Genomic DNA, 19,690 nt, shown 5'->3' with positions numbered 1-19,690 from the left:
TGGCCTCTTTCGGCTGGAATAGTGGCGGTTAAAAGGGGGGAAGCAAATTGCTGTTGAATGATTCAACACTAGTCAGGCTCAGCCGCGGGGTACACATCCTGCAACGTGATGACACAGCCGTGCAGTTCGGGGTGGACGCCACGCGCAGCGGCCTCATCGAATCACCGGTCGCGCCCGCGCTGTCCCGCACGTTGAATGACGTGCGCTGGCCAGAAGAAATCGGGGCGCTGCGCGCCACACTCAAAGAGAGGTGCGGGACGGACGAAGTCGCTGCGCAATCGCTTATCGACGACCTGTGCGCCTACCGCATCCTCATCCCCGCCGCCGAACCCACCGTGGCTGTGATGGGCTCGTCGCCTCTGGCACGTGAGATCACCCGGATCTTGCGCGCCTCCGGTGCTGTGGTGCGGATCCCGACCGCACGGGAGGACGTGGAGGATTTTCTACAGCGATATGACAGGTCGCCGCTGGTGCTGGTGGATTCCACTCATGACTACTTCGACTGCGGCAAACAACTCGCCCACCATCGAAATTGGTGCCTGCCAGTGATCAGTTTTGATTCGCGCGTGATCGTGGGACCTGTCAGCGCACCGGGATCCTCTCCGTGTGCGATGTGCATGTACATGCAGTTAGGTGACCGTGATGAGCTGCTGCACCGCATGATGGAAACCATTGCTGAACACGAGCGCCGAGCTGATCCCGTAGTCACTGCCATGGGTGCAGCGGTGGTGGTGACGGTGATGCGACGCCTCATGGGTGTCGCTGACCCGCCAGGGATTGTGCCAGATAAGCCGGAGCCTGGCTCAACACTGATGGTCGATCCCTTCGGACCCGTGCAGATCATGCCGTTCCCAGCGGAATCGCATCCGAAATGCCCGGTGTGCAGCGGCAGCTAGCGGAAATCCTCAAGTACCGCGAGGACGTCTTCACCGTACTGCTCCAATTTTGCGGGACCAATCCCAGAGATATCCAGCATCTGTCCCGGCGTGCTCGGCATTGCCTCGACGATGGAAAGCAATGTCGCATCGGTAAACACCATGTACGGCGGGTGCTGTGCTTCCCGCGCAGTATCCAAACGCCACTGCTTAAGCGCTAAGAAGGCTGCTTCGTTATACGTCGGCTCGCAATCCTCATGGCGGCCCAGGCTCTTCTCAGCTGGAGTACCCAGAGCGTTTCCACAGATCCGACAGCGCTTCGAGCGCTTGAGGCGTTCCGGTGCTTGTTCCACATCGAGCTGTGGGGCAATCCCGTCGAGGAAGCGGGAGCGTTCACGTGATGCGCGACCACCTTCCTGGCGGGCAAGCGCCCAGGACAAGTGCAGGTGCTCGCGGGCGCGGGTGATGCCCACGTAGAACAGGCGGCGTTCCTCCTCGATCTGCTCGTCTCCGGCCTTGATCGCGTGCGAGATCGGCAGGGTTTTCTCCACCAGTCCGGCCAAGAAGACCGCATCCCATTCCAAGCCCTTGGCTGCATGCAAGCTGGCCAAGGTCACGCCGTCAACCGCTGGTGGCTGCTTCGCTTCAGCGCGCTGACGCAGGGAGGCGAGCACACCTGGCAATGAGGTGGCCTCGCCGGTGCTGACGATGTCAGAGATCAGTTCCACCAAAGCGTTGAGTGTCTGCCAACGCTCACGCTGGCGGGCACCTTCTGGCTCAGTGGCAGAAAGTCCTAGTGGTGCGAATGCTGCCTTCGCCACAGCCACCGGATCATCAGGTAGATCACCACGGCGGGTAGCAGAGACCAAGACATTGATCGCTTCGCGGATCTCAGGGCGAGTGAAAAAGCCTTCGCCGCCGCGGACCTGGTAGACAATGCCGGCGTCGGAAAGCGCTTGCTCAAACACCGCTGATTGCGCATTGATGCGGTAGAGCACAGCGATCTCGCGTGCGGGCGTGCCAAAGGCGATGAGTTTCTTGATCTGGGCGGCGATATCGCGTGCTTCCGAAGGCTCGTCCGGGTAGGAAGCGAAGATCGGATCCGGGCCCGGATCGCGCATGCCCTCGAGCTCAAGGCGTGTGCCCGCTTCCCTGCCCGTGGCCTTGGAGATCACCGTGTTGGCGAGCTCTGTGACCTCGGGTGTGGAACGGTAGTCGCGCTGCAGCTTCACCACCGTGCCGTGCGGGTACGTGCGTGAGAAATTCAGCAGGTAATCCGGTGTCGCACCGGTGAACGAATAAATCGTCTGATTCGCATCGCCCACAACCGTGAGGTCATCGCGCTGGCCCAGCCATGCTTCCAATACTCGCTGCTGCAGCGGGGTCACGTCCTGGTACTCATCCACCACGAACGTCTGGTACTGATTGCGGAATTCCTCGGCGACGGCCGGGGCGTTCTCCAATGCGCCTGCGACATGAAGCAGCAGGTCATCGAAGTCGAGGCCCATGCCCTCCGGGCTGGTCTTCGCTTCCTCGTAGCGCTTGTACACCGCAGCGACCTTCTCTGGATCTGCCGGTGGCTCACGGTGAGTATTCTCAATCGCCTTTGCGTAGCTCTCCGGGGTGACCAGCGACGCCTTGGACCACTCGATCTCCCCGAGCAGGTCGCGCACGAGTTCCTTGTCTGGTTCCAGCCCAACAGTGCGGGTCGCGCGGGCGACGAGGGGGAATTTATTGTCGATCAATGTCCACGGCAGATCCCCTGCCACCTGCGGCCAGAAATAGCGCAGCTGACGCAGTGCTGCAGCGTGGAAGGTGCGGGCCTGGACTCCCCCGATGCCCATGGTGCGCAGACGATCGCGCATCTCACCGGCAGCGCGCGAGGTGAATGTCACCGCGAGCACCTTCTGTGGGACGACGAATCCCTGATCAATCAGGTGCGCGATGCGGTACGTGATCGTGCGTGTCTTGCCGGTACCTGCACCAGCGAGAATGCACACCGGGCCACGGGGTGCCGTGGCGGCAACGCGCTGATCCTCATCAAGCTGACTGAGGTCAATCACCTATTAATCATCCTCTTCGTTGCGGGCAGCCTCAGACAGATCTTCCGGGGTCTCCTCCGTATAACGGATATACAGAAGCTTGTCACCCGGCTCGACTGTCTCCGCCTCTGGAGAATCCAGGCGGTACAGCTCGCCGGAGCGGACCACGCCCAGCACGATATCGGCCAAGTGACGCGGATTGGCACCGACCTCATCATCAATGATCGGGCGCTCAGAAACGGTGAAGCCGGCATTCGGGCTGAGCAGGTCCTCCATCATCTCCACCACCGTCGGAGTGGAGGTAGCAATGCCGAGGAGACGGCCGGCGGTCTCGGAAGAAATCACTACGGAATCGGCGCCGGATTGTTCCAGCAGGTGCTGGTTTTCAGCTTCGCGCACCGACGCGACGATATTCACCCCCGGGTTGATCTCACGCACAGACAGGGTGACCAGCACCGCCGTGTCATCAGACGATGGGGCAACCACGACGGAACGGGCACGGCTCACACCAGCAATCTTGAGCACATCCGACTTCGTAGCATTGCCGTGCACAGCCACAAGCCCACGGTTCTCGGCATGAACAAGAGCCTCATTATTGGCATCGATGACGACGATATTGGAAGGCGCCATGCCCTCAGCGAGCAGTGCCTCGACGGCGGACCTGCCCTTGGTGCCATAACCGATGATGATGACGTGGTTGCGCACGTTTTTCCTCCATCGTTGAAGTTGCAGCGTCTTACGGGAATCCTCCGTGAGCACGGACAGCGTCGTGCCGACGAGCAGCATCAGGAACGCTACACGCAACGGAGTGACAATGAAGATGTTGACTAGCCTGGCTGTCTGAGTCACCGGGGTGATATCGCCATAGCCCGTCGTGGACAAAGACACCGCGGAGTAATACACGGCATCGATGAATGTCAGTGGCTCCGTGTACGCGTTCCGATCTGCGTAAACGATGAGCGCGACGAGGACAATAAGGAAGATCGCGTACAGGAATCGCCGACTGATCAAGGCCCATGGAGTTGTGCGCGCTGCCTGGGGCAGGCGGATGACATTGATCAGCGCATGGTCAGGCAGCGCAGTGAGCTCCTCACTGCGCAACCTGTTGCGGAACGCGATCTGCGGCCGGAACGAAAGCGCCATATCACGACTCTAGACCGGCGGGCGCCGCACTTCGTAGCAGGTCTTCTAGCTCCCCACGTTCCGGCAGGTCAGTCGGTGAAAAATCCTCACCCGTGCGGACATAGAAGAACACTGCACGAATCGGCTTTCCATCCGCAGCGATGCGACGCCATGCTTCCTGGTACACCGCCAATTGAAGTTTCGCCGCGCGCATTTCCGCGGCCTGGGGTTTATTGCCGGTCTTCCAGTCCACGATGGTCCAGCCATCCTCATCCTCAAAGACCGCGTCGATGCGGCCGCGCACAGTTGATGTGCCCAGATCGATCTCAAAGGGATGCTCGATGTGCGCGGGGCTGCGGGTCGCCCACTGGCTGGCGGAAAAATTCTCCTTCAGGCGTGCCAAGGTTGCTGCGTCGATGTCGGGTTCGTCGTTGCCGGGCAACTCATCGTCGTCAAGCAGGGGCCGTGCACCGAAAAATCCTTCGATCCATTCGTGGAATGCGGTGCCGCGCTTGGCATACGCATTGGGTTTGAAGGGCACGGGCCGGCGGGCGCGACGGGCGAATTGTTCGGGGTCAGCGCGCAAGGCAACTATATCGGAAGCCGTGAGTGTGGCTGGCATGACAACTGGAACTGCGGGGCGCTGCGCGGCTTCGTGCTCTTCGATGAGGGCTTCGACGTCGCGCTCCCACAGCGAGTAGAGCTCGCCATCAGAAAGCTTGGGCAGCTCTTCGCGGGCGGCATTCACTGCGTCCGCTGCGGCGCGCAGAGCTGGATCGGCGGCATAGTGTGGCCAGGTGCCCTCACGCGCGGCGCTCGGTGCTTGCTCATCATCCGTTTCTGTGCCATCCCACCAGTGCAAAACACTCGCGGCGGGGACAGCATCCGGCTGCATGAGCACGTCTTTCAGAGCGAGGAAATGTCCGTATGGTTCAGCTGGCCTTGCGCGCTCGGGCACTGTCGCGGATCCGGTGACCAGCAGGCGTTCTGCCGCGCGGGTGACGGCGACGTAGAACAGGCGCGCTGCTTCTTCCTCGAGCTCGCCCTTCTTGGTCTTTTTATACTCTTCGGCAAGCTTCTGGAATTCGCTGCGGGTCTCGGCTGCACCGAGGGCGTCGAAATCATCATCGGGGACGTATTTGACCCAGGTCAGGAAGGTCTCGGTGGTCACGCTGTACGTTTGCGTGTCCGCATGGACTACGGCGACGGTGTCCCACTCCAAGCCCTTCGCCTTGTGGGCTGTGAGGATTTGTACACGGTCATCGCTCGTGGTCACTGCACCGAGCTCAAGGCCGTCTTCGTATTCGGCGGCGAGATCCAGGTAGGCCAGGAAGCTCTCCAGGTCCGCTCCCGGGTATGCCGCCACGATGGAGGCGAATTTGTCCAGGTGAACCGTGCCAGTGGTCGACGGTCGGGCAAGCACCTCGGTGCGAATGCCGAAGATAGACACGATGTCATCAAACAGATCCGGCAGGCGCTTGCCCAAACTCCGAGTGCGCAGGGCACGCAGCTTTGCTGCGAGCTCCTGCAAACGGATCAGGCCTTGCTCGGAATAGCGCTCCGGTTCACCGAGGTCAGCCACCGCATCGCCCAAACCAACAGCGCGCTCATTGGCGCCCTTGGCGTTTTCGGCTGATTCAATGAGCTCAGCCAATTGGACTTGAAGGCGCTCGCGGGGATCTGTATCAGCGGGCAGATCATCCACCGCAGAACCACGGCGCTCACCGGCAAGATTCGCCGCACGACCGGCCAAAGCTGAAATGTCCTTCAGTCCGAGCCCGCAGGCCGGACCGGCGAGAATCCGCAGTGCCGCCGCTGAATCTTGTGGGTGCACGAGCATGCGCGCCACCGCGACCACATCAGCGATCTCCGGCACGGTGAGCAGACCGGCGGTGCCGACGATCTCATAAGGCACACCGCGGTTTTCCAATGCTTCGGCGACCGCTGCCGAATGCTTATTTTTACGCACCAGCACGGCCGAAGACACAGGTTTTCCAGTGCTTATGCGCTCCTGATAATCCTGGGCCAGCATGTCAGTGACCACCGTGATTTCCTCATCTTCGGTGGCATAGAAACCGAGTTCCACCACGCCAGGTTCCGCATCCGGCTTAGACGTCAACGGCTCCACCGCACGCTGACCGCCCTCCGGGGTACCCAGCACGGCAGCGGAAACGGAGTTCGCGGTGGCCAAGACCTCCGGCGGGTTGCGCCACGAGGTGGTCAGTTGCGCCTTCGGGGCTGGCTCACCATCGGCTAGCGGGAAGTCCTCCACAAACGCAGCCAGGTTCGCCGCCGTCGCACCACGCCAGCCATAAATCGCCTGCATCGGATCGCCCACCGCCGTCACGGTCAACGGGTGGGCGTGCCTGCTGGCATCGTCGCGATTCTCACCAAACAAACTGCGCAGCAGCACCCGCTGCGCGTGGGAAGTGTCCTGGTACTCGTCCAGCATGACCACACGGAAACGATCACGTTGGCTCGCGCCCACCGAGGCGTGGTCGGTCGCCATTTGGGCAGCCACAGACATCTGCTCATTGAAGGTGACCACACCACGGTCACGCAGCTCGCGCCCCAGCTCCTTGGCTAATTCGGCATAGGCGCGGCGCAGTTGTTGTGTATCCGCCCACCGCTGCACATCCTTGTTGTAGTGCTCGGTCCTTGCCTTCCCCTTTGGCAGACTGGCCAGGTTGGACAAGAAGGCATCTGATTCTTCGGCGATTCGTTCAAATGGGAAGAGCTCATTGCCCATGTTGGTAACTAGGCCGAGCAGCGTTTCCACCACCGTGTCCAGTGCCGGGTTCGCTTCCACCCCATCGAGTAGTTTTCCACCGTGGTCATTGACCACATCCCACGCGATCGCGTGGAGTTCCGCATCCGTGATCAAACGCGCATCCGGTTCAACGGGAACAAGCAAGCCATATTCGCGGATCAGGTTGCCGGCATAAGAGTCGTAGGTGGACACCGTCGGGGCGATCGCGGTCAGGTTCTTCGCCAATTCACCCGATGGGTCGAGGCGACGCACCAATTGCTCATTCGCGGCGAGCTTTTCCAACCGAGTGCGGATACGTTTGCCCAGTTCCTGGGCTGCTTTCCTGGTGAATGTCAGGCCGAGCACTTCTTCGGGGCGCACATAGCCATTGGCCACCAGCCACACCACACGCGAAGCCATGGTCTCTGTCTTGCCGGCACCAGCGCCAGCCACGACAAGCAAAGGACCAGGTTCTGCACCGATCACGGCAGCTTGCTGGTCGGTGGGCATGAATTTCTCGCCCATGTACCGCCACAACGTTGTCGGTGGGATGGGGTTATTAACCACGGGTGGTCACCTCTCCTTCAGGCTGTGCCGGGCAGATGGATTTGAGCTGGCAGAACGAGCAGTGATCGCCGGTGACGGCACGCAGAGTGGGGCCTGCCACTTCGTCGATTAGCGGGCGGATCAACTCTGTGAATTCAGCGAGCTGCTCCTCATCCTTTGGCGCTTGTGTGCGTGTGGTCGGCTTTACCGAATCCTTTGCCGGGAAGACCAGCGTGCCGCCGCTGACCTCAAGCGGTTTCTCGCCATCAGTAGCGGTGAAAATCCCGCCATCGCGCCAGACACCGCGGCTCAATGCGAGCTGGTAGCTCAGCAGCTGCGGGTGCTCATCGACCTTCTTCTGCGCAATCGGTGTCTTGCCCGTCTTCAAGTCCACGATGTGGACTGCGCCGCCCTCCTCACGCTCAAGCCGGTCAATACGCCCGCCGATAGTCAACCCCGGCATGACCTCCACGTGAACGGGCACCTCAACGCCGACCTGCTCATACGTGCCACGGCTGGATTCAATCCACCGCGCGCAACGGTCCAGCACCGCGGTGAATTCAGCGAGGTCATTCGCTTCTTTCCACGCAGGCGCGGTGAACAACGCGCGGTATGCCTCAATCGTGTCGGCACGCGCGAGGTCTGGATCAACGCCACGGCCAAGCGCCTCAAAGAAATAGTGAATGAGCGTTCCGCGCGTCATCGCATCATTGACAGCCGGCGCGATCTCACGCTCAAGCACACCACGCATCGGGCATTCCAGCAGCCCCTCAATGCGCGATGGGGACAGTCGCTTCGGCACAGGCAAAGGCTCGCTTATCGACGCCTCCCGCAGTCCCCACCACTGCCCCGGGTCCGCCGCAGCGATACCGGCTTGAGCCAGACGCGCCAACTGCCGCGCGGCCTGAAGCCGAGTCTGCTCGTTGGATTTCTCATCGGTGAGCGCACGACGTAATTCCGCCACGATATTGTCCACGGCGAGCACGCGTACCGAGCCTGCCCCGGCGCGGATTTCATCATCGTCTTCCACTGCGTCGAAAAGCGCGGGTGTTGCTGTTGCTTCCAACCCGATGCGTTCCTGGGCTGTGATCGGGGCCGCGTCGATCTCTTGTGGGACCACCCCGAATTCAGCAGCGAATTCATCGATGAAGCGGGACGGTTCGACGACCTCATCGCCCTCTTCAGAATTCACCGCTGTGACCACGATCCGGTCTGTCGCACGACTGACCGCGAGGTGGAACAGGTGGCGTTCCTCTTTCAGACGATCCGCGATGTGGGAGACCGGCGTGGCGGGATCGATCCCCTCATCCATCAGGTCCACGAGGTCTTCCTGTCGCATCAACGTGCCGGTTTCGCTCAACGTGGGCCACGACAATTCTTGGACCCCAGAGACAATCACGCGTTCAAATTCCCGGCCAGCAGCACCGTGCGCGGTGAGCAGTGGCACGGCATCCGGCGTGGCGGTGCGGCGATCACGCACACCAGTGGGAAGTTCTTGCTCCATGATGTGAGCGATAAAAGATTCCACTGTTGCGCTGGGACGACGCTCCGTGAAATCACCCGCAGCATCAAACAGCGCCATCATCGCATCCAAGTCACGATCTGCCTGAGAGCCGGCTGCACCACCGCGCAAGGCGATCGCCATGAGGCTATCGGCTAGTTTCGTCTCCGACCAGATCGCCCACAGCACGTCCTCGACGCTGCCACCATCAGCCATTGCCTGGCGGCCAGACTCCAGCACGCCACGGATGCGCGTGAGAATATTCAGCTCACGATCCGTCAGCATCGAACCGAAATCAGGCAGCTCACCCTCTAGGGTAAGCAGCTCTGACAGCGTGATCTCTGCACGCGTATCCGGCCGCCACCGACGCAAACCACGCAGCAAACGACGCAACGTCACTGGATCCGTGCCGCCCACCGGGCCGAGCAACAGATCACGCCACTGCGCCATGCTCATTTCCTCGGTCAGTGCAGTGAGCCCGAGCAACATCGCCGCGACGATTCTCTGTTCCGCTAACACCACATCAGTCGGATTGACTGCTACGGGCACACCGGACTGGAGCAGTGCACGACGCACCGGCTCAATCATGCCTACGGAACGCACGACCACTGCCATGTCGCGCCAAGCCACATCTTCTTCCAGATGCCAGCGGCGCAGACGATCAACCACGGCTGCGTGATTCACCGCTGCGCTCGGTGCGATGACGGCCTCGGCTTCTGGGCGACGCTTCGTGGCACCGAGATCGATCACGTCGACCGCCTCATTGCGGTCCAGATCCCGGAAGAAGAGCGGCGATGCGCCACGGAAACGGAAGACTGATTGTTCCTCATCACCACCGATGACGGTGAGCTCAGCTTCTGCGGCTAGTTGCTGCACCAGCTGGGCAGATGCCGGATCCAGGTGTTGTGCATCATCGACGATCACGGTGTGCCACGTGCGTGGCAATGGCGCACGCACTGCTTGGGCAACGAGTTCAGAGGCCGAATAGCTGCGCGCGCCATAGAGCGCCATGACGTCTTGGTATTCTGCCAAGAAATCACCTGCGGCAGCCCACACGGGGATCTTGTGACGCTGCCCCATTTCACGCAAGTCATCCGGAGTGAGCGTGCGTTCCACGGCGCGCAAGAGGAAGTCACGCAATTGGCGGGCGAAGCCGACCATCGGGAGTGCTGGGCGCAGCTCTGCCGGCCACGTCCCACCGCCATCAGCGGCATGGCCCTGGAGCAGTTCACGGATGGCAAAATCTTGCTCCGCACCAGAGATCAGCCGGATCGGTTCCTCCCCTACTGCGGCTTCTCCTGCGGGATCGCCCAACCGCACAAGAGCGAAAGCCAAAGAGTGAATCGAGCGCACGATCGGCTCATCAGCGACAAACCCGGAGGCAGCCAATCGGTCAGACAATTCCTCCCGCACGCGGGCGCCGGATTGCTTCGATGCAGTCAAAAAGACGACACCGGCGGGATCAGCCCCGGCGCGGATCTTCGCCACTGCGGTATCGATAAGAAAGCTGGTCACCCCTGAACCAGCAGAACCCGTGACTTTCCATGCGCCACTTTCCGGCGGGGCCACGGGCCAATCACGTTGTGTGACCGTGCGTTTCCGGCCCACCAAATACGCTTGCGGGTGCGGCGGCAAGGTCACGCCGGCAAGGTGCGGTTCTGTCATGCCCTACAGTGTGGCATCTTGCTCGGACACTAACAGTCCGCGCACACGCTCAATTTTCGCACCCATGTTCGAAGATCCCCCGAATTCCCTGTTCAGCACCTCACGGTAATCCAGGGCGCGCTCGCAGAGGAACAACAGATCAGGGATGTGGGACCAGCGGTTTAAGACAGCATCATCGACGGCGTCGGCAAGCATGCCGTCGATAAGCGTGAGCGCTGCGCTGTAGCCGTATGGGCGCGCGGCAGCGGCGGGCACGAAGTCCGTGAGCGCTGGCGGCAACGAGCCGGAAAATAAGCAGCACGCCAAAAAGTCTGTGTGTACGACCTGGAGTTTCTTCCCCTGCAGCGAGTGGCCAGCCCATGCAGCACGGTCGGCACGGGCCCACGCGTCAGTGCGCTCGAGGTCGGGGGCGGGGAAATACGCCATCGCATCGTCGAACCGCAGGGCCGCAGCAATGGCCTCGTCCACGCGGTGCCCGGGCTCGCCCTCGACGAAGTCCGTGGCATGGTAACCAGCGACGATGAAACGGCCGTCAGTGGAACGCACCGGGCGGGCAACGCGGACACCAGGAACGGTGATCTTTTCCCGCACCTTCGATGACCACGCGGCGTGCGCGGGTGCTGCTGAAATGACGAAACGGCCGAAACGGACACCATTGCCCCACTCTTGTCCGAGTGGTTGCGCCTGCCTTTCATCGGCCTGGAATGACGTCAACACATGACCCGGAATCGCCATCGCTATCTGCCTTTCTGTTTAAACCGTCGCCGGGCGCGGGTACGGCCATGGATTGGCCAGGCAGGTGTCATCGTTTTCCGGATAGACCTCCTCCGGAGCAATCTTAAACAGCTCCTTGTTATTCAAGCTCAGCGTCTGTTGCATCATGATCGGCGCCAATTTGCCGTCGCCATTGCACGGTTCGTGCTCGGCATAGCCGAGCGAGTGGCCCACCTCGTGGTTGATCAAGTACTGGCGGTACGAACCCACATCACCGTTATACGGTGCGGCACCACGCACCCAACGGGACTCATTGATGAGTACCCGGTCACCGTCCTGCTCCGTGTACAAACGGCAGGATGTCTCCAGCCCCAGATCATTGCCACACGCCTCACGGGTCGTTCCCACGGAGGTTAGCTGAATACGCAGATCCGGATTATCGCTGGCGGACACATGCTCAAAGCGGAAACGCGGATCATTGGTCCAACCACGCGGATCCGACAAGGTCGCATCCACCATCGCAGCGAAAGAATCATCGCCACCAAAGCTGGCGGTATCCACACCATCTTCCACCTCAGTGGAGAAACGGACGACCTTTTCCTTACCTTCACCGGCGGTCATGCCCAGCTTGCCCACAGGACGGAAAGTGCCCTTGCCCTGCTCCGTGAAGGGTCCACCCGGCGGCAGCTCTGTAATGGCCACCTCACCTTCCGGCATATCCGGAACCGTCACACGCTCCTCACCGCTTTGGCCACTCGTGCCCTGCGGCGCACGCGAGGTCACCCCGACGGTCTCTCCCGCGGGGGTATTAATGATGCTCCACAGCACCAATAGAGTCACCACGACCAGCACGGGAATGGCATAAGCGCGCCACCCGTAGGTGTCCACAAAACGGGCGAGCGCAGAATCGCTCGCCCCACTGTGGCCGGCGGCTGGTTCTACATCGCCGTCCATGCGGCCGTCGTGATGAAAGGTCATGTGCCCAAATCTATCGTGCGACTAGCCGGAGAACCCAACAGCGCGCGGGCTGGAGTTACCCAATTCCACATAAAGGATGCGCTCGGTGCGCACGACGTATTTCATGCCGCGTTCATCATCGAGGGAGACAGTCGGAGCACCGGACTCAATCGCCTGGGTGATCTCGCTGAGAATCTCCTCCTGCCCCTTGGTGGAGGTGATGGAGAGTTCACGGTGGGAATCGGCCAGTCCGATCTTGATTTCCATGCGTATCGTCCTTTTTCTTCGCTCTAATCTCTTCACAGCCGTTTTACGGCAATAGGCACATTGTAACGACCGCCAGTTAAGATGTTCACGTGCCCGATCGTTCCATACAGCAGCCAGCGCAGCCACCGACTTTCGCCGAGCTCGGTGTCGCCGCGGAGATCGTTGAGGCGCTCGAATCTTCAGGGATCAAGCGCGTGTTCTCCATCCAGGAGCTCACCTTGCCCATCGCGCTTTCCGGACGCGACCTGATCGGCCAAGCCCGCACAGGAATGGGTAAGACCCTCGCTTTCGGCGTCGCACTCATTGACCGCGTTTTCGATGATGCCGCGATCGCTGAGCTCGATGGCACCCCGCGCGCACTGGTGATCACCCCCACCCGCGAGCTCGCCGTCCAGGTCGGCGATGATCTTGCGCTCGCAGCGAAAAAGACGCCGGTCCGTTTGGCCACGATCTATGGTGGCCGCCCCTACGAAGAACAGATTAACGCCCTTGAAAAGGGTGTGGACGTCATCGTGGGTACCCCCGGCCGCCTCCTCGACCTGCACCAGCGCGGTGATCTGGATTTGAGCCAGGTAGCCATCCTCGTCCTCGATGAGGCGGACGAGATGCTCGATCTGGGCTTTTTGCCTGATATCCAAAAACTCTGGGCTGCCCTGCATCAACCGCTGCAGACCATGCTGTTTTCAGCCACTATGCCGGGCCAGATCCTCACTCTTGCACGGTCGATGATGAACAAGCCGCTGCACATCCGGGCGGAGTCCACCGAATCTTCCCAGGTACACGACACCACCAAGCAGGTCGTGTTCGCCTCTCACCGGATGGACAAGCCCGAGGTCATCGCCCGCATTCTGCAGGCTGACGGCCGTGGCAAGACCATCATCTTCACCCGCACCAAGCGCACGGCAGCCAATGTCGCTGAGGACCTCGCCCGCCGCGGTTTCGCCGTCGGCTCCGTCCACGGCGATATGGGCCAGGAGGCCCGCGAACGCTCCCTCGATGCATTCCGTGGCGGCAAGATTGAGATCCTCGTGGCCACTGACGTCGCTGCCCGTGGCATTGACGTTGACGATGTCACCCACGTGATCAATTATCAGACTCCGGACGACCCGATGACGTATGTCCATCGCATTGGTCGCACCGGTCGCGCGGGACGCACCGGCACTGCCGTCACCCTCGTCGGTTTCGATGAAAGCGCGAAGTGGAAGCTGATCAATGACGAGCTGTCCTTGGACATGCCTGAACCCCCGACCTGGTTCTCCACCTCGCCCGAGCTCGCCGATGCCCTGGACATCCCCGAGGATGCCCGCCCGACCGTCGGCCCCGCACGCCCAGTTCACGGCTTGCGCAAGAAGCGTGAACCTCGCCACGAGCAGCACAAAAAGGTCTCCCGAAAGCGCCGTCGCCGATGAAAGCACCATTGCGTCGCACCCGCAGTGATCTCATCGCGACCGGCATCATCGCGGCCATCGCCATCATTGCCCTGCTCATCGCGTTCTTCACAGCACCAATCCGCAAGGACACCCTGACGCCCGCCGCCGAGGATATCCCCGATGCCGGCATGCTCGCTGTCGCACCAACAGCGCTTACTGAGGGGCCCACGCTTAACGACGACTCCCCCAACCCCCGCCCCCTTATCGTCTCTGGCCTGATCGTCACCTACGACGCGGCTACTAAGACCATTCACGGCTTCACCCATGACGGGCAGGAGCAGTGGTCCTATAAACGTGATGCTGAGCTCTGCGGAATGGCCAGCGCCTGGGGCGATGTCGTTGCGGTATACCGCACCAATATCGGCTGTGGTGATGTGGTGGCCATTAAGGCTTCTACGGGCCAGTACTCCCACACACGTTCCGCGATCGCCCCGGAAGACGTCGCTGTGATCTCCTCCAACGATCGCGTCGGGTACATCGCCCCTTCTCGCTCAGAGATCTGGCGCAGCGATCTGGTTCGCACCGTTGAATATGGCGAGGTTGAAGCCCCGCAGGAACCCGATTCCCAACCACATGCCGAGTGCACTCGCACCTCTGCCCTGACGCGCAAGGAGTTCTATGCCGTCACCGAGCAGTGCGAGGATGGCGCGTGGCTGCGCACGCAGAAAGCTACCCCGGAAGATTCCCGCAAGCCGGAAATTCATTCGTCCGTAGAAATCCCGGAGGGTTCCTATCTCATCGCAGTCGGCCAGCAAGCCGCCGCCGTCTACGACCCTGCTGCCTCCACGGTCACCTCGTATGACAAGGAAGGCGACCAGCTAACTAAATCGAAGGTTCCTGCCTCAAACCTGCTGGCGGACTCTTCTATCGGCATCGCTAATCCAGCCGTCGCCGACCTTCCTCACCACATGACCTATTACGACGGTGAGAACCTGCTTCTTTTGGATCCGACCACGCTCGAAGTAACCAGTATTTTCCCCGATGCGCTGGGAACCGGCTTCGGCGCCGGCGACCGGTTGATTTACCCCACCGCCAACGGCATTGCCGTGGCTAATTGGGATACTCAGTCCATCGACCACGTCATTCCAGTTGATCGGCATGGCTACACCGGCCCGATCTCAATCAGCTCGGCAGGCGCGACTGTGGTGGAAAAGCGCGGAAACCAGCTCGCTGTCCTGAACCTCGCAAGCTAGATCAACCGCTAGCCCCTACTTGCCGCGGCGCGCATCGAATGCCGCAGTCGCCCACTCCGTGGACTGCGGGTGCAGCGCGCACCCAAGCGTGATCGCTGCGACAAGCAAAGTGATCGCACCAAGCAGCGTCGCGCCACCAATGAACATGTAGAAAGCAATGCCGATAAGCAGTGCGTTCATGAACACGATGATGCTGCGACCCCACTGATTGCCGCGCAGGATATTGATGCCTCCATATGCCATCGGCCCGAAGGTAAGCACAATGAACAGTGCGGTACCGACACCAACAAAGGCAAAGGCGGAGGTATCGGATTGCACGAGCGACTCATCGGCCCCGGTGCGCAGCTGAGTGACAGCAAGGTAGATGCCATAACCAATAGCAACGATGCCTTCAAGCACGGCCACCACCGCGGCGATGCGCATCGGCATCGGCGCTGAGGCATGAGCGCGCGCAGCCTCAGGCGAAGGCAGTGGCTTATTGGGGTCCGGGTTTGTCGCATTCACGGCTCTCATCCTAGAGCCCACCGCCACGTGAACCCATCAGCCCCACACGCGATTTGACGTGGCACACACTCACGCTCCTCACAGAATAAAGGCATTTCTCCAGTTCACGCCGCCAACGCGGACAACACAGGGCATCTGAGCTCCCCCTGAAAGCGCTTTTCGACACAGGAAACAAACCGCCTTTTCTATGATTCCCATCACAATTTGGCGTTTACCTCTAGCGGGATGCATGTAAACGTGTCATGATTCTCAGGTAGCAAAAACAAAGAGCTAGTTACCTAGCCACTAACTCCAAGCAGCCACGGAGTGAACCTCCGGTTAACGGAAGACGGATCTCGGAACCACCGGGAACACCGCCCGATAATCACCGGACATCGTCTGCTTTGCGTAAACCCTGATTCAAACCAGGTCTATTTTGTCGCGCCACCATGCGCGCTGGTTTTCCTGTGTTTGCTATTTGGGCTGTTAGTGGCGCGCCCGCTCGCTGTTCATTTCTGACCCACTACGAACTCGAAGACCTAGAAGGAGACTGATCAATCATGGATTGGCGCCACGAAGCTATCTGCCGCGATGAAGACCCGGAACTGTTCTTCCCTGTTGGTAATTCCGGTCCTGCCCTTACCCAGATTGCACAGGCCAAGCTTGTGTGCCACCGTTGCCCCGTGACTTCCCAGTGCCTGAAGTGGGCTCTGGAGACCGGCCAGGATGCTGGTGTGTGGGGTGGCCTCTCTGAGGAAGAGCGCCGTGCACTGAAGCGTCGCAACAAGCAGCGCAACCGCCAGCGCGTTTCTGCTTAATCTGACTAAAGACTCACAGCTGACAGGCCACAGTTAAGCAAAGGGTGGACCAATTACCGCTGCCGGTGCTGTGCCCGATAAAGTGGACTGACAGTTAGAACAGTCCGATTATTTGGCCCAAGGAGGTCGTTATGAGCAAGCGTGGTCGTAAGCGCAAGGACCGCCGCAAGAAGAGCGCTAACCGCGGCAAGCGTCCCAACGCATAAGCGTTGAAACGCAACGAAGACTCCCTTTCACCGTTAAAATAAATTCGGTGGGAGGGAGTCTTGTTTTTCTCATTCCCCCCAGCTCGAAGCTCAAGGCACCAGTTAGAAGAAAAATGAGCGTTTTTGCCATCCTCATGGCCGTTGTGTGGCTCGCAGGCGGGGCGCTCAGTCTATGGCTGGGAATGAAGTCGGGTCAGGGAACTCTGCCGAAGAATAAGTGGATTGGGATTAGGACACCGGAGATGATGGCCAGCGACGAGGCCTGGGTGACCGGGCATAAGGCGGCCGCTCCCCTGTTCATGGCAGCGGCTCTTCCGCTACTGATTGGCGGTGTCATGTGCTTCTTCGTGGAAGATGCAGTGATCAGCTGGATCAGCATCCCCGTTGTGGTGCTGCTGCTCGTCCTTGTTTTCTTGGCATCGAAGAAAGCAAGCGACGCTGTAGGTAAATGACCTACTCGTACCGCGTGTAGGTAACCGAAATGGACTGCACGATCCGCTGACGCAGACCTTCGGGGGCGTGGTCTTGGCAGCAGCAGCGACGGACAAGCTGGCGGACTTCGGTTTCGGATTCCAGCCAAGCGAAGCTATCGGGACAAGTCTGGATGATCTCACGGATTTCCGCCACGCGCGTTTGAGGCGTCTCGGGGTCGAAGTATTCGCAGAGTAGCGCGTGTGCCCGTGTTGGTTCGAGATTGCAGTCGCACATTATTTTTGCTCCTCCAGGCCGATGCCTTGTTCCTTCGCTACATCTTTCAACAGCTCGCGGAGTTGTTTTCTTCCCCGGTGTAGGCGTGACATCACTGTGCCTAAGGGAATGTCCATGACTTCGGCAATTTCTTTATACGCCAGGCCTTCAACATCGGCGTAGTAAACAACCATGCGGTAGTCATCGCTAAGCGAGTTCATGGCATCCGCGATCTGCTTGTCCGGCAGATTTTTTAGCGCTTCAACTTCGGCAGATTGAAGGCCGATGGAGTCATGCGAGCTGGTGGTGTACAGCTGCCGGTCAGTGACATCCTCAGCAGAGGTTTCCAACGGGCGGCGCTGTTTCTTCCGGTACGTGTTGATGTACGTATTCGTCATAATCCGGTACAGCCACGCTTTGAGGTTGGTGCCGGGTTTGAACGAATCGAATGCTTTAAAGGCCTTGAGGTAGGTCTCTTGGACCAGGTCTTCGGCGTCTTGGGGGTTGCGCGTCATCCGCAGGGCACCGCCGTAGAGCTGGTCTAGCAGCGGCATCGCCTCCTCGGTGAAGCGCTGTTCAAGGTCTGTTCCGGCCATGGGTGCCATCTTAGCCACCATGCGCGACAACTAGGCTTGGCCCTATGGCAGCTAAAACTCACGCGTTGGAAGTCGTGCAAAAAGCCGGCGTGGAGCACGAGGTTCTCACCTACACCGCGGGCACGGATCATTTCGGGGCGCACGCGGTAGAAGAGCTCGGGCTCGATGCAGCACAAACGCTGAAAACGCTGGTCATTCACCATGAGCGCGATTATGCGGTGTGCTGCGTGCCGGTCGCGGGCCACCTTTCGCTCAAGCTCGCGGCGAAGGCATTGGGGTGGAAGAACGCGGAGATGGCGGACCCGAAGGCAGCACAGCGCCTCACCGGGTACATCGTGGGAGGCATTTCACCGTTGGGCACGAAACAACAGGTGCCCACGCTTATCGACGCATCCGTGCGCAACGCAGATACCATCACCGTTTCCGCCGGCCAGCGGGGGTTGTCAATCGCGATGTCGCCGGTTGATCTCGCCGAACTAAGCGGCGCAGAGTTCGTTGATATCGCAGCTGAATAGGCGGTCTATTGCACCGGCTCGGTGGTGAAAGAGCCATCGCCGATCAACTCGGCGTATTCATTGCGGATATTGCCCACTTCCCCGGCAGCGGGACGCCACTGGAGTTGGTCCGCAACGCGGGACGGGTGAATTAGTTCGAGGGCTTCCTCGGGAGTGCCACTCACCCACTGCTCAATCTCATCTTCGCGCAAGAAGAGTGGCAGACGGTGGTGGAGCCAGGCCATGTTGTCGGTCGCATCGGTGGTGACCATCGTGGTGGACAGCTTGTCCAGGCCGGTTTCCCACAGCGCGGCGGCATAGAGCAGGCCACTTTCGGGGCGGACAAAAAATGGCTGTTTTTTCGGTTTGCCCGATTGGTCAGATCCGGTCTGTTTCCACTCGTAGTAGCCATCCAAGACCATAAGGCCACGACGGGATTTGAAGGCGGAACGGAAGGACGGTTTTTCAGCGACGGTCTCACCGCGTGCATTGAACAGCGGTGCGCCGGTCTCGTCCTTCTTCCAGGTGGGAAGGAGGCCCCAACGGGCGGCGTCGATAAGCGCCTCAGAGGCGTTGATGCGAATCAACGGCACTTGTTGGGTGGGGCCGATGTTGTAGCGCGCCGGTGGGGTGCCGTCGGGCGCGTGGACCTTTGTGATGCCGGGCAGTGTGCCGATGGCATCGATGAGGTCGTCGCCGGTGGTGAAGAGAACGAAACGTCCGCACATGCCTTCCCATTATGCCGACACACGCTCGGTAGGATGGCCCGCATGACGCAATTGTGGCCAGCGCCGTTTCATCCTGACCCATTCACCAGCACCGTGCAGGTACCTGGTTCAAAATCCATCACCAACCGCGCGTACGTTCTCGCAGCTCTTGCTAGCCAGCCGAGCACACTCGTCGGGGCTTTGCGCTCCCGCGATACTGATCTGATGCAGCGTGCGTTGGAAGCCATGGGCGTGGAATTCTCGCTCTATGGCGACCGGTTGACTGCTACTCCAGGGCAGCTGACGGGTGCGACAATCGATTGTGGTTTGGCTGGCACTGTCATGCGGTTCGTTCCAGCGATCGCTGCTTTCGCAGATGGTTCGGTGCATGTGGATGGCGATGAGCAAGCACGCACCCGTCCGGTGGATACCGTTCTGGATGCACTGCGTGATGCCGGCGTGAATGTGGAGGGCAGTTCCTTGCCATTCACGGTGCACGGTACAGGTTCGGCGCGTGGTGGCCGGGTGGAGCTGGATGCGTCGAAAAGCTCGCAGTTCGTCTCTGCCCTCCTGCTGGCGGCTGCGCGCTTTGAGCAAGGCTTGACCATTGTTCATACGGGCGAGAGCTTGCCTTCAGC

18 protein-coding genes are annotated in these 19,690 nt (G+C 60.4%); 7 read left to right on the top strand and 11 right to left on the bottom strand.

Features of this window, described 5'->3' with window-relative positions:
• Nucleotides 1-119 precede the first annotated feature (119 nt).
• Nucleotides 120-896: a hypothetical protein gene (locus Q0X21_RS06985; protein ID WP_297851138.1), complete on the top strand. Its 777-nt coding sequence runs from the start codon at nucleotides 120-122 to the stop codon at nucleotides 894-896.
• Here the strand turns inward: Q0X21_RS06985 and Q0X21_RS06980 are convergent.
• Genes Q0X21_RS06980 through Q0X21_RS06950 form a run of 7 tightly spaced genes read right to left on the bottom strand, consistent with a single transcriptional unit; the run spans nucleotide 893 to nucleotide 12,438 of the window.
• Nucleotides 893-2,938 (bottom strand): ATP-dependent DNA helicase UvrD2, encoded by a 2,046-nt coding sequence (locus Q0X21_RS06980; protein ID WP_297851137.1) that lies wholly within the window; start codon nucleotides 2,936-2,938, stop codon nucleotides 893-895. The genes Q0X21_RS06985 and Q0X21_RS06980 overlap by 4 nt on opposite strands.
• A 3-nt stretch (nucleotides 2,939-2,941) precedes the next feature.
• The gene (locus Q0X21_RS06975) at nucleotides 2,942-4,060 is read right to left on the bottom strand and encodes a TrkA family potassium uptake protein (protein WP_297851136.1); all 1,119 of its coding nucleotides are present in this window, start codon (nucleotides 4,058-4,060) and stop codon (nucleotides 2,942-2,944) included.
• 1 nt (nucleotide 4,061) lies between these two features.
• On the bottom strand, nucleotides 4,062-7,355 hold the full coding sequence (locus tag Q0X21_RS06970; RefSeq protein ID WP_367172766.1) for an ATP-dependent helicase: 3,294 nt from the start codon (nucleotides 7,353-7,355) through the stop codon (nucleotides 4,062-4,064).
• On the bottom strand, nucleotides 7,348-10,500 hold the full coding sequence (locus Q0X21_RS06965) for an ATP-dependent DNA helicase (RefSeq protein WP_297851135.1): 3,153 nt from the start codon (nucleotides 10,498-10,500) through the stop codon (nucleotides 7,348-7,350). Before Q0X21_RS06965 ends, Q0X21_RS06970 begins: the two co-directional genes overlap by 8 nt.
• A 3-nt stretch (nucleotides 10,501-10,503) precedes the next feature.
• Entirely contained in the window at nucleotides 10,504-11,235 is a 732-nt protein-coding gene (locus Q0X21_RS06960; protein WP_297851134.1) for a hypothetical protein, read from the bottom strand.
• Between the two features lie 18 nt (nucleotides 11,236-11,253).
• Nucleotides 11,254-12,192, bottom strand: coding sequence for a DUF3152 domain-containing protein (locus Q0X21_RS06955; RefSeq protein ID WP_297851133.1), 939 nt, complete (start codon nucleotides 12,190-12,192; stop codon nucleotides 11,254-11,256).
• A 21-nt stretch (nucleotides 12,193-12,213) separates the two neighbouring features.
• The gene (locus Q0X21_RS06950; protein WP_297851132.1) at nucleotides 12,214-12,438 is read right to left on the bottom strand and encodes a DUF3107 domain-containing protein; all 225 of its coding nucleotides are present in this window, start codon (nucleotides 12,436-12,438) and stop codon (nucleotides 12,214-12,216) included.
• A gap of 89 nt (nucleotides 12,439-12,527) precedes the next feature.
• Here Q0X21_RS06950 and Q0X21_RS06945 point away from each other — a divergent pair, with 89 nt between their 5' ends.
• Complete coding sequence (locus Q0X21_RS06945; protein ID WP_297851131.1) at nucleotides 12,528-13,847, top strand: DEAD/DEAH box helicase; 1,320 nt, start codon at nucleotides 12,528-12,530, stop codon at nucleotides 13,845-13,847.
• On the top strand, nucleotides 13,844-15,061 hold the full coding sequence (locus Q0X21_RS06940; RefSeq protein WP_297851130.1) for a hypothetical protein: 1,218 nt from the start codon (nucleotides 13,844-13,846) through the stop codon (nucleotides 15,059-15,061). The genes Q0X21_RS06945 and Q0X21_RS06940 overlap by 4 nt, the downstream gene beginning before the upstream one ends.
• A gap of 15 nt (nucleotides 15,062-15,076) precedes the next feature.
• Here the strand turns inward: Q0X21_RS06940 and Q0X21_RS06935 are convergent, their stop codons facing one another.
• Nucleotides 15,077-15,565, bottom strand: coding sequence for a hypothetical protein (locus tag Q0X21_RS06935; protein WP_297851128.1), 489 nt, complete (start codon nucleotides 15,563-15,565; stop codon nucleotides 15,077-15,079).
• 539 nt (nucleotides 15,566-16,104) lie between these two features.
• Here Q0X21_RS06935 and Q0X21_RS06930 point away from each other — a divergent pair.
• On the top strand, nucleotides 16,105-16,362 hold the full coding sequence (locus tag Q0X21_RS06930) for a WhiB family transcriptional regulator (protein ID WP_297851127.1): 258 nt from the start codon (nucleotides 16,105-16,107) through the stop codon (nucleotides 16,360-16,362).
• Nucleotides 16,363-16,681: 319 nt separating this feature from the next.
• Nucleotides 16,682-17,020, top strand: coding sequence for an SdpI family protein (locus Q0X21_RS06925; RefSeq protein ID WP_297851125.1), 339 nt, complete (start codon nucleotides 16,682-16,684; stop codon nucleotides 17,018-17,020).
• Between the two features lies 1 nt (nucleotide 17,021).
• Here the strand turns inward: Q0X21_RS06925 and Q0X21_RS06920 are convergent, their stop codons facing one another.
• Nucleotides 17,022-17,276 (bottom strand): anti-sigma factor, encoded by a 255-nt coding sequence (locus Q0X21_RS06920; RefSeq protein WP_297851122.1) that lies wholly within the window; start codon nucleotides 17,274-17,276, stop codon nucleotides 17,022-17,024.
• Complete coding sequence (locus Q0X21_RS06915; protein WP_297851121.1) at nucleotides 17,276-17,851, bottom strand: sigma-70 family RNA polymerase sigma factor; 576 nt, start codon at nucleotides 17,849-17,851, stop codon at nucleotides 17,276-17,278. The genes Q0X21_RS06920 and Q0X21_RS06915 overlap by 1 nt, the downstream gene beginning before the upstream one ends.
• A gap of 44 nt (nucleotides 17,852-17,895) precedes the next feature.
• On the opposite strand from Q0X21_RS06915, the gene ybaK reads away from it, so the two are divergent.
• Nucleotides 17,896-18,366 carry a Cys-tRNA(Pro) deacylase gene (gene ybaK / locus Q0X21_RS06910; RefSeq protein WP_297851120.1) on the top strand — a complete coding sequence of 157 codons (471 nt, stop codon included), beginning with the start codon at nucleotides 17,896-17,898 and terminating at the stop codon, nucleotides 18,364-18,366.
• A gap of 5 nt (nucleotides 18,367-18,371) precedes the next feature.
• On the opposite strand, the gene Q0X21_RS06905 is transcribed toward ybaK, so the two are convergent.
• Nucleotides 18,372-19,073: an SOS response-associated peptidase gene (locus Q0X21_RS06905; protein WP_297851119.1), complete on the bottom strand. Its 702-nt coding sequence runs from the start codon at nucleotides 19,071-19,073 to the stop codon at nucleotides 18,372-18,374.
• Nucleotides 19,074-19,106: 33 nt separating this feature from the next.
• On the opposite strand from Q0X21_RS06905, the gene Q0X21_RS06900 reads away from it, so the two are divergent.
• The coding region (locus Q0X21_RS06900; protein ID WP_367172763.1) for a 3-phosphoshikimate 1-carboxyvinyltransferase at nucleotides 19,107-19,690 on the top strand (584 nt) is incomplete at its 3' end.

The sequence above is a fragment of the uncultured Corynebacterium sp. genome, assembly GCF_947253065.1.
Classification (GTDB): Bacteria; Actinomycetota; Actinomycetes; order Mycobacteriales; family Mycobacteriaceae; genus Corynebacterium.
Note: the sequence above shows the minus strand (reverse complement) of the source record. Positions and strands in the feature narration are given on the sequence as shown.

What these genes read in the sequence shown, in the direction of transcription:
- Q0X21_RS06925 (WP_297851125.1), top strand. Translation starts at nt 16,682, where the DNA reads ATGAGCGTTTTTGCCATCCTCATGGCCGTTGTGTGGCTCGCAGGCGGG.
- Q0X21_RS06905 (WP_297851119.1), bottom strand. Translation starts at nt 19,073, where the DNA reads ATGTGCGGACGTTTCGTTCTCTTCACCACCGGCGACGACCTCATCGAT.
- Q0X21_RS06975 (WP_297851136.1), bottom strand. Translation starts at nt 4,060, where the DNA reads ATGGCGCTTTCGTTCCGGCCGCAGATCGCGTTCCGCAACAGGTTGCGC.
- Q0X21_RS06915 (WP_297851121.1), bottom strand. Translation starts at nt 17,851, where the DNA reads ATGGCCGGAACAGACCTTGAACAGCGCTTCACCGAGGAGGCGATGCCG.
- Q0X21_RS06930 (WP_297851127.1), top strand. Translation starts at nt 16,105, where the DNA reads ATGGATTGGCGCCACGAAGCTATCTGCCGCGATGAAGACCCGGAACTG.
- Q0X21_RS06940 (WP_297851130.1), top strand. Translation starts at nt 13,844, where the DNA reads ATGAAAGCACCATTGCGTCGCACCCGCAGTGATCTCATCGCGACCGGC.
- Q0X21_RS06920 (WP_297851122.1), bottom strand. Translation starts at nt 17,276, where the DNA reads ATGTGCGACTGCAATCTCGAACCAACACGGGCACACGCGCTACTCTGC.
- ybaK (WP_297851120.1), top strand. Translation starts at nt 17,896, where the DNA reads ATGGCAGCTAAAACTCACGCGTTGGAAGTCGTGCAAAAAGCCGGCGTG.
- Q0X21_RS06965 (WP_297851135.1), bottom strand. Translation starts at nt 10,500, where the DNA reads ATGACAGAACCGCACCTTGCCGGCGTGACCTTGCCGCCGCACCCGCAA.
- Q0X21_RS06960 (WP_297851134.1), bottom strand. Translation starts at nt 11,235, where the DNA reads ATGGCGATTCCGGGTCATGTGTTGACGTCATTCCAGGCCGATGAAAGG.
- Q0X21_RS06955 (WP_297851133.1), bottom strand. Translation starts at nt 12,192, where the DNA reads ATGACCTTTCATCACGACGGCCGCATGGACGGCGATGTAGAACCAGCC.
- Q0X21_RS06950 (WP_297851132.1), bottom strand. Translation starts at nt 12,438, where the DNA reads ATGGAAATCAAGATCGGACTGGCCGATTCCCACCGTGAACTCTCCATC.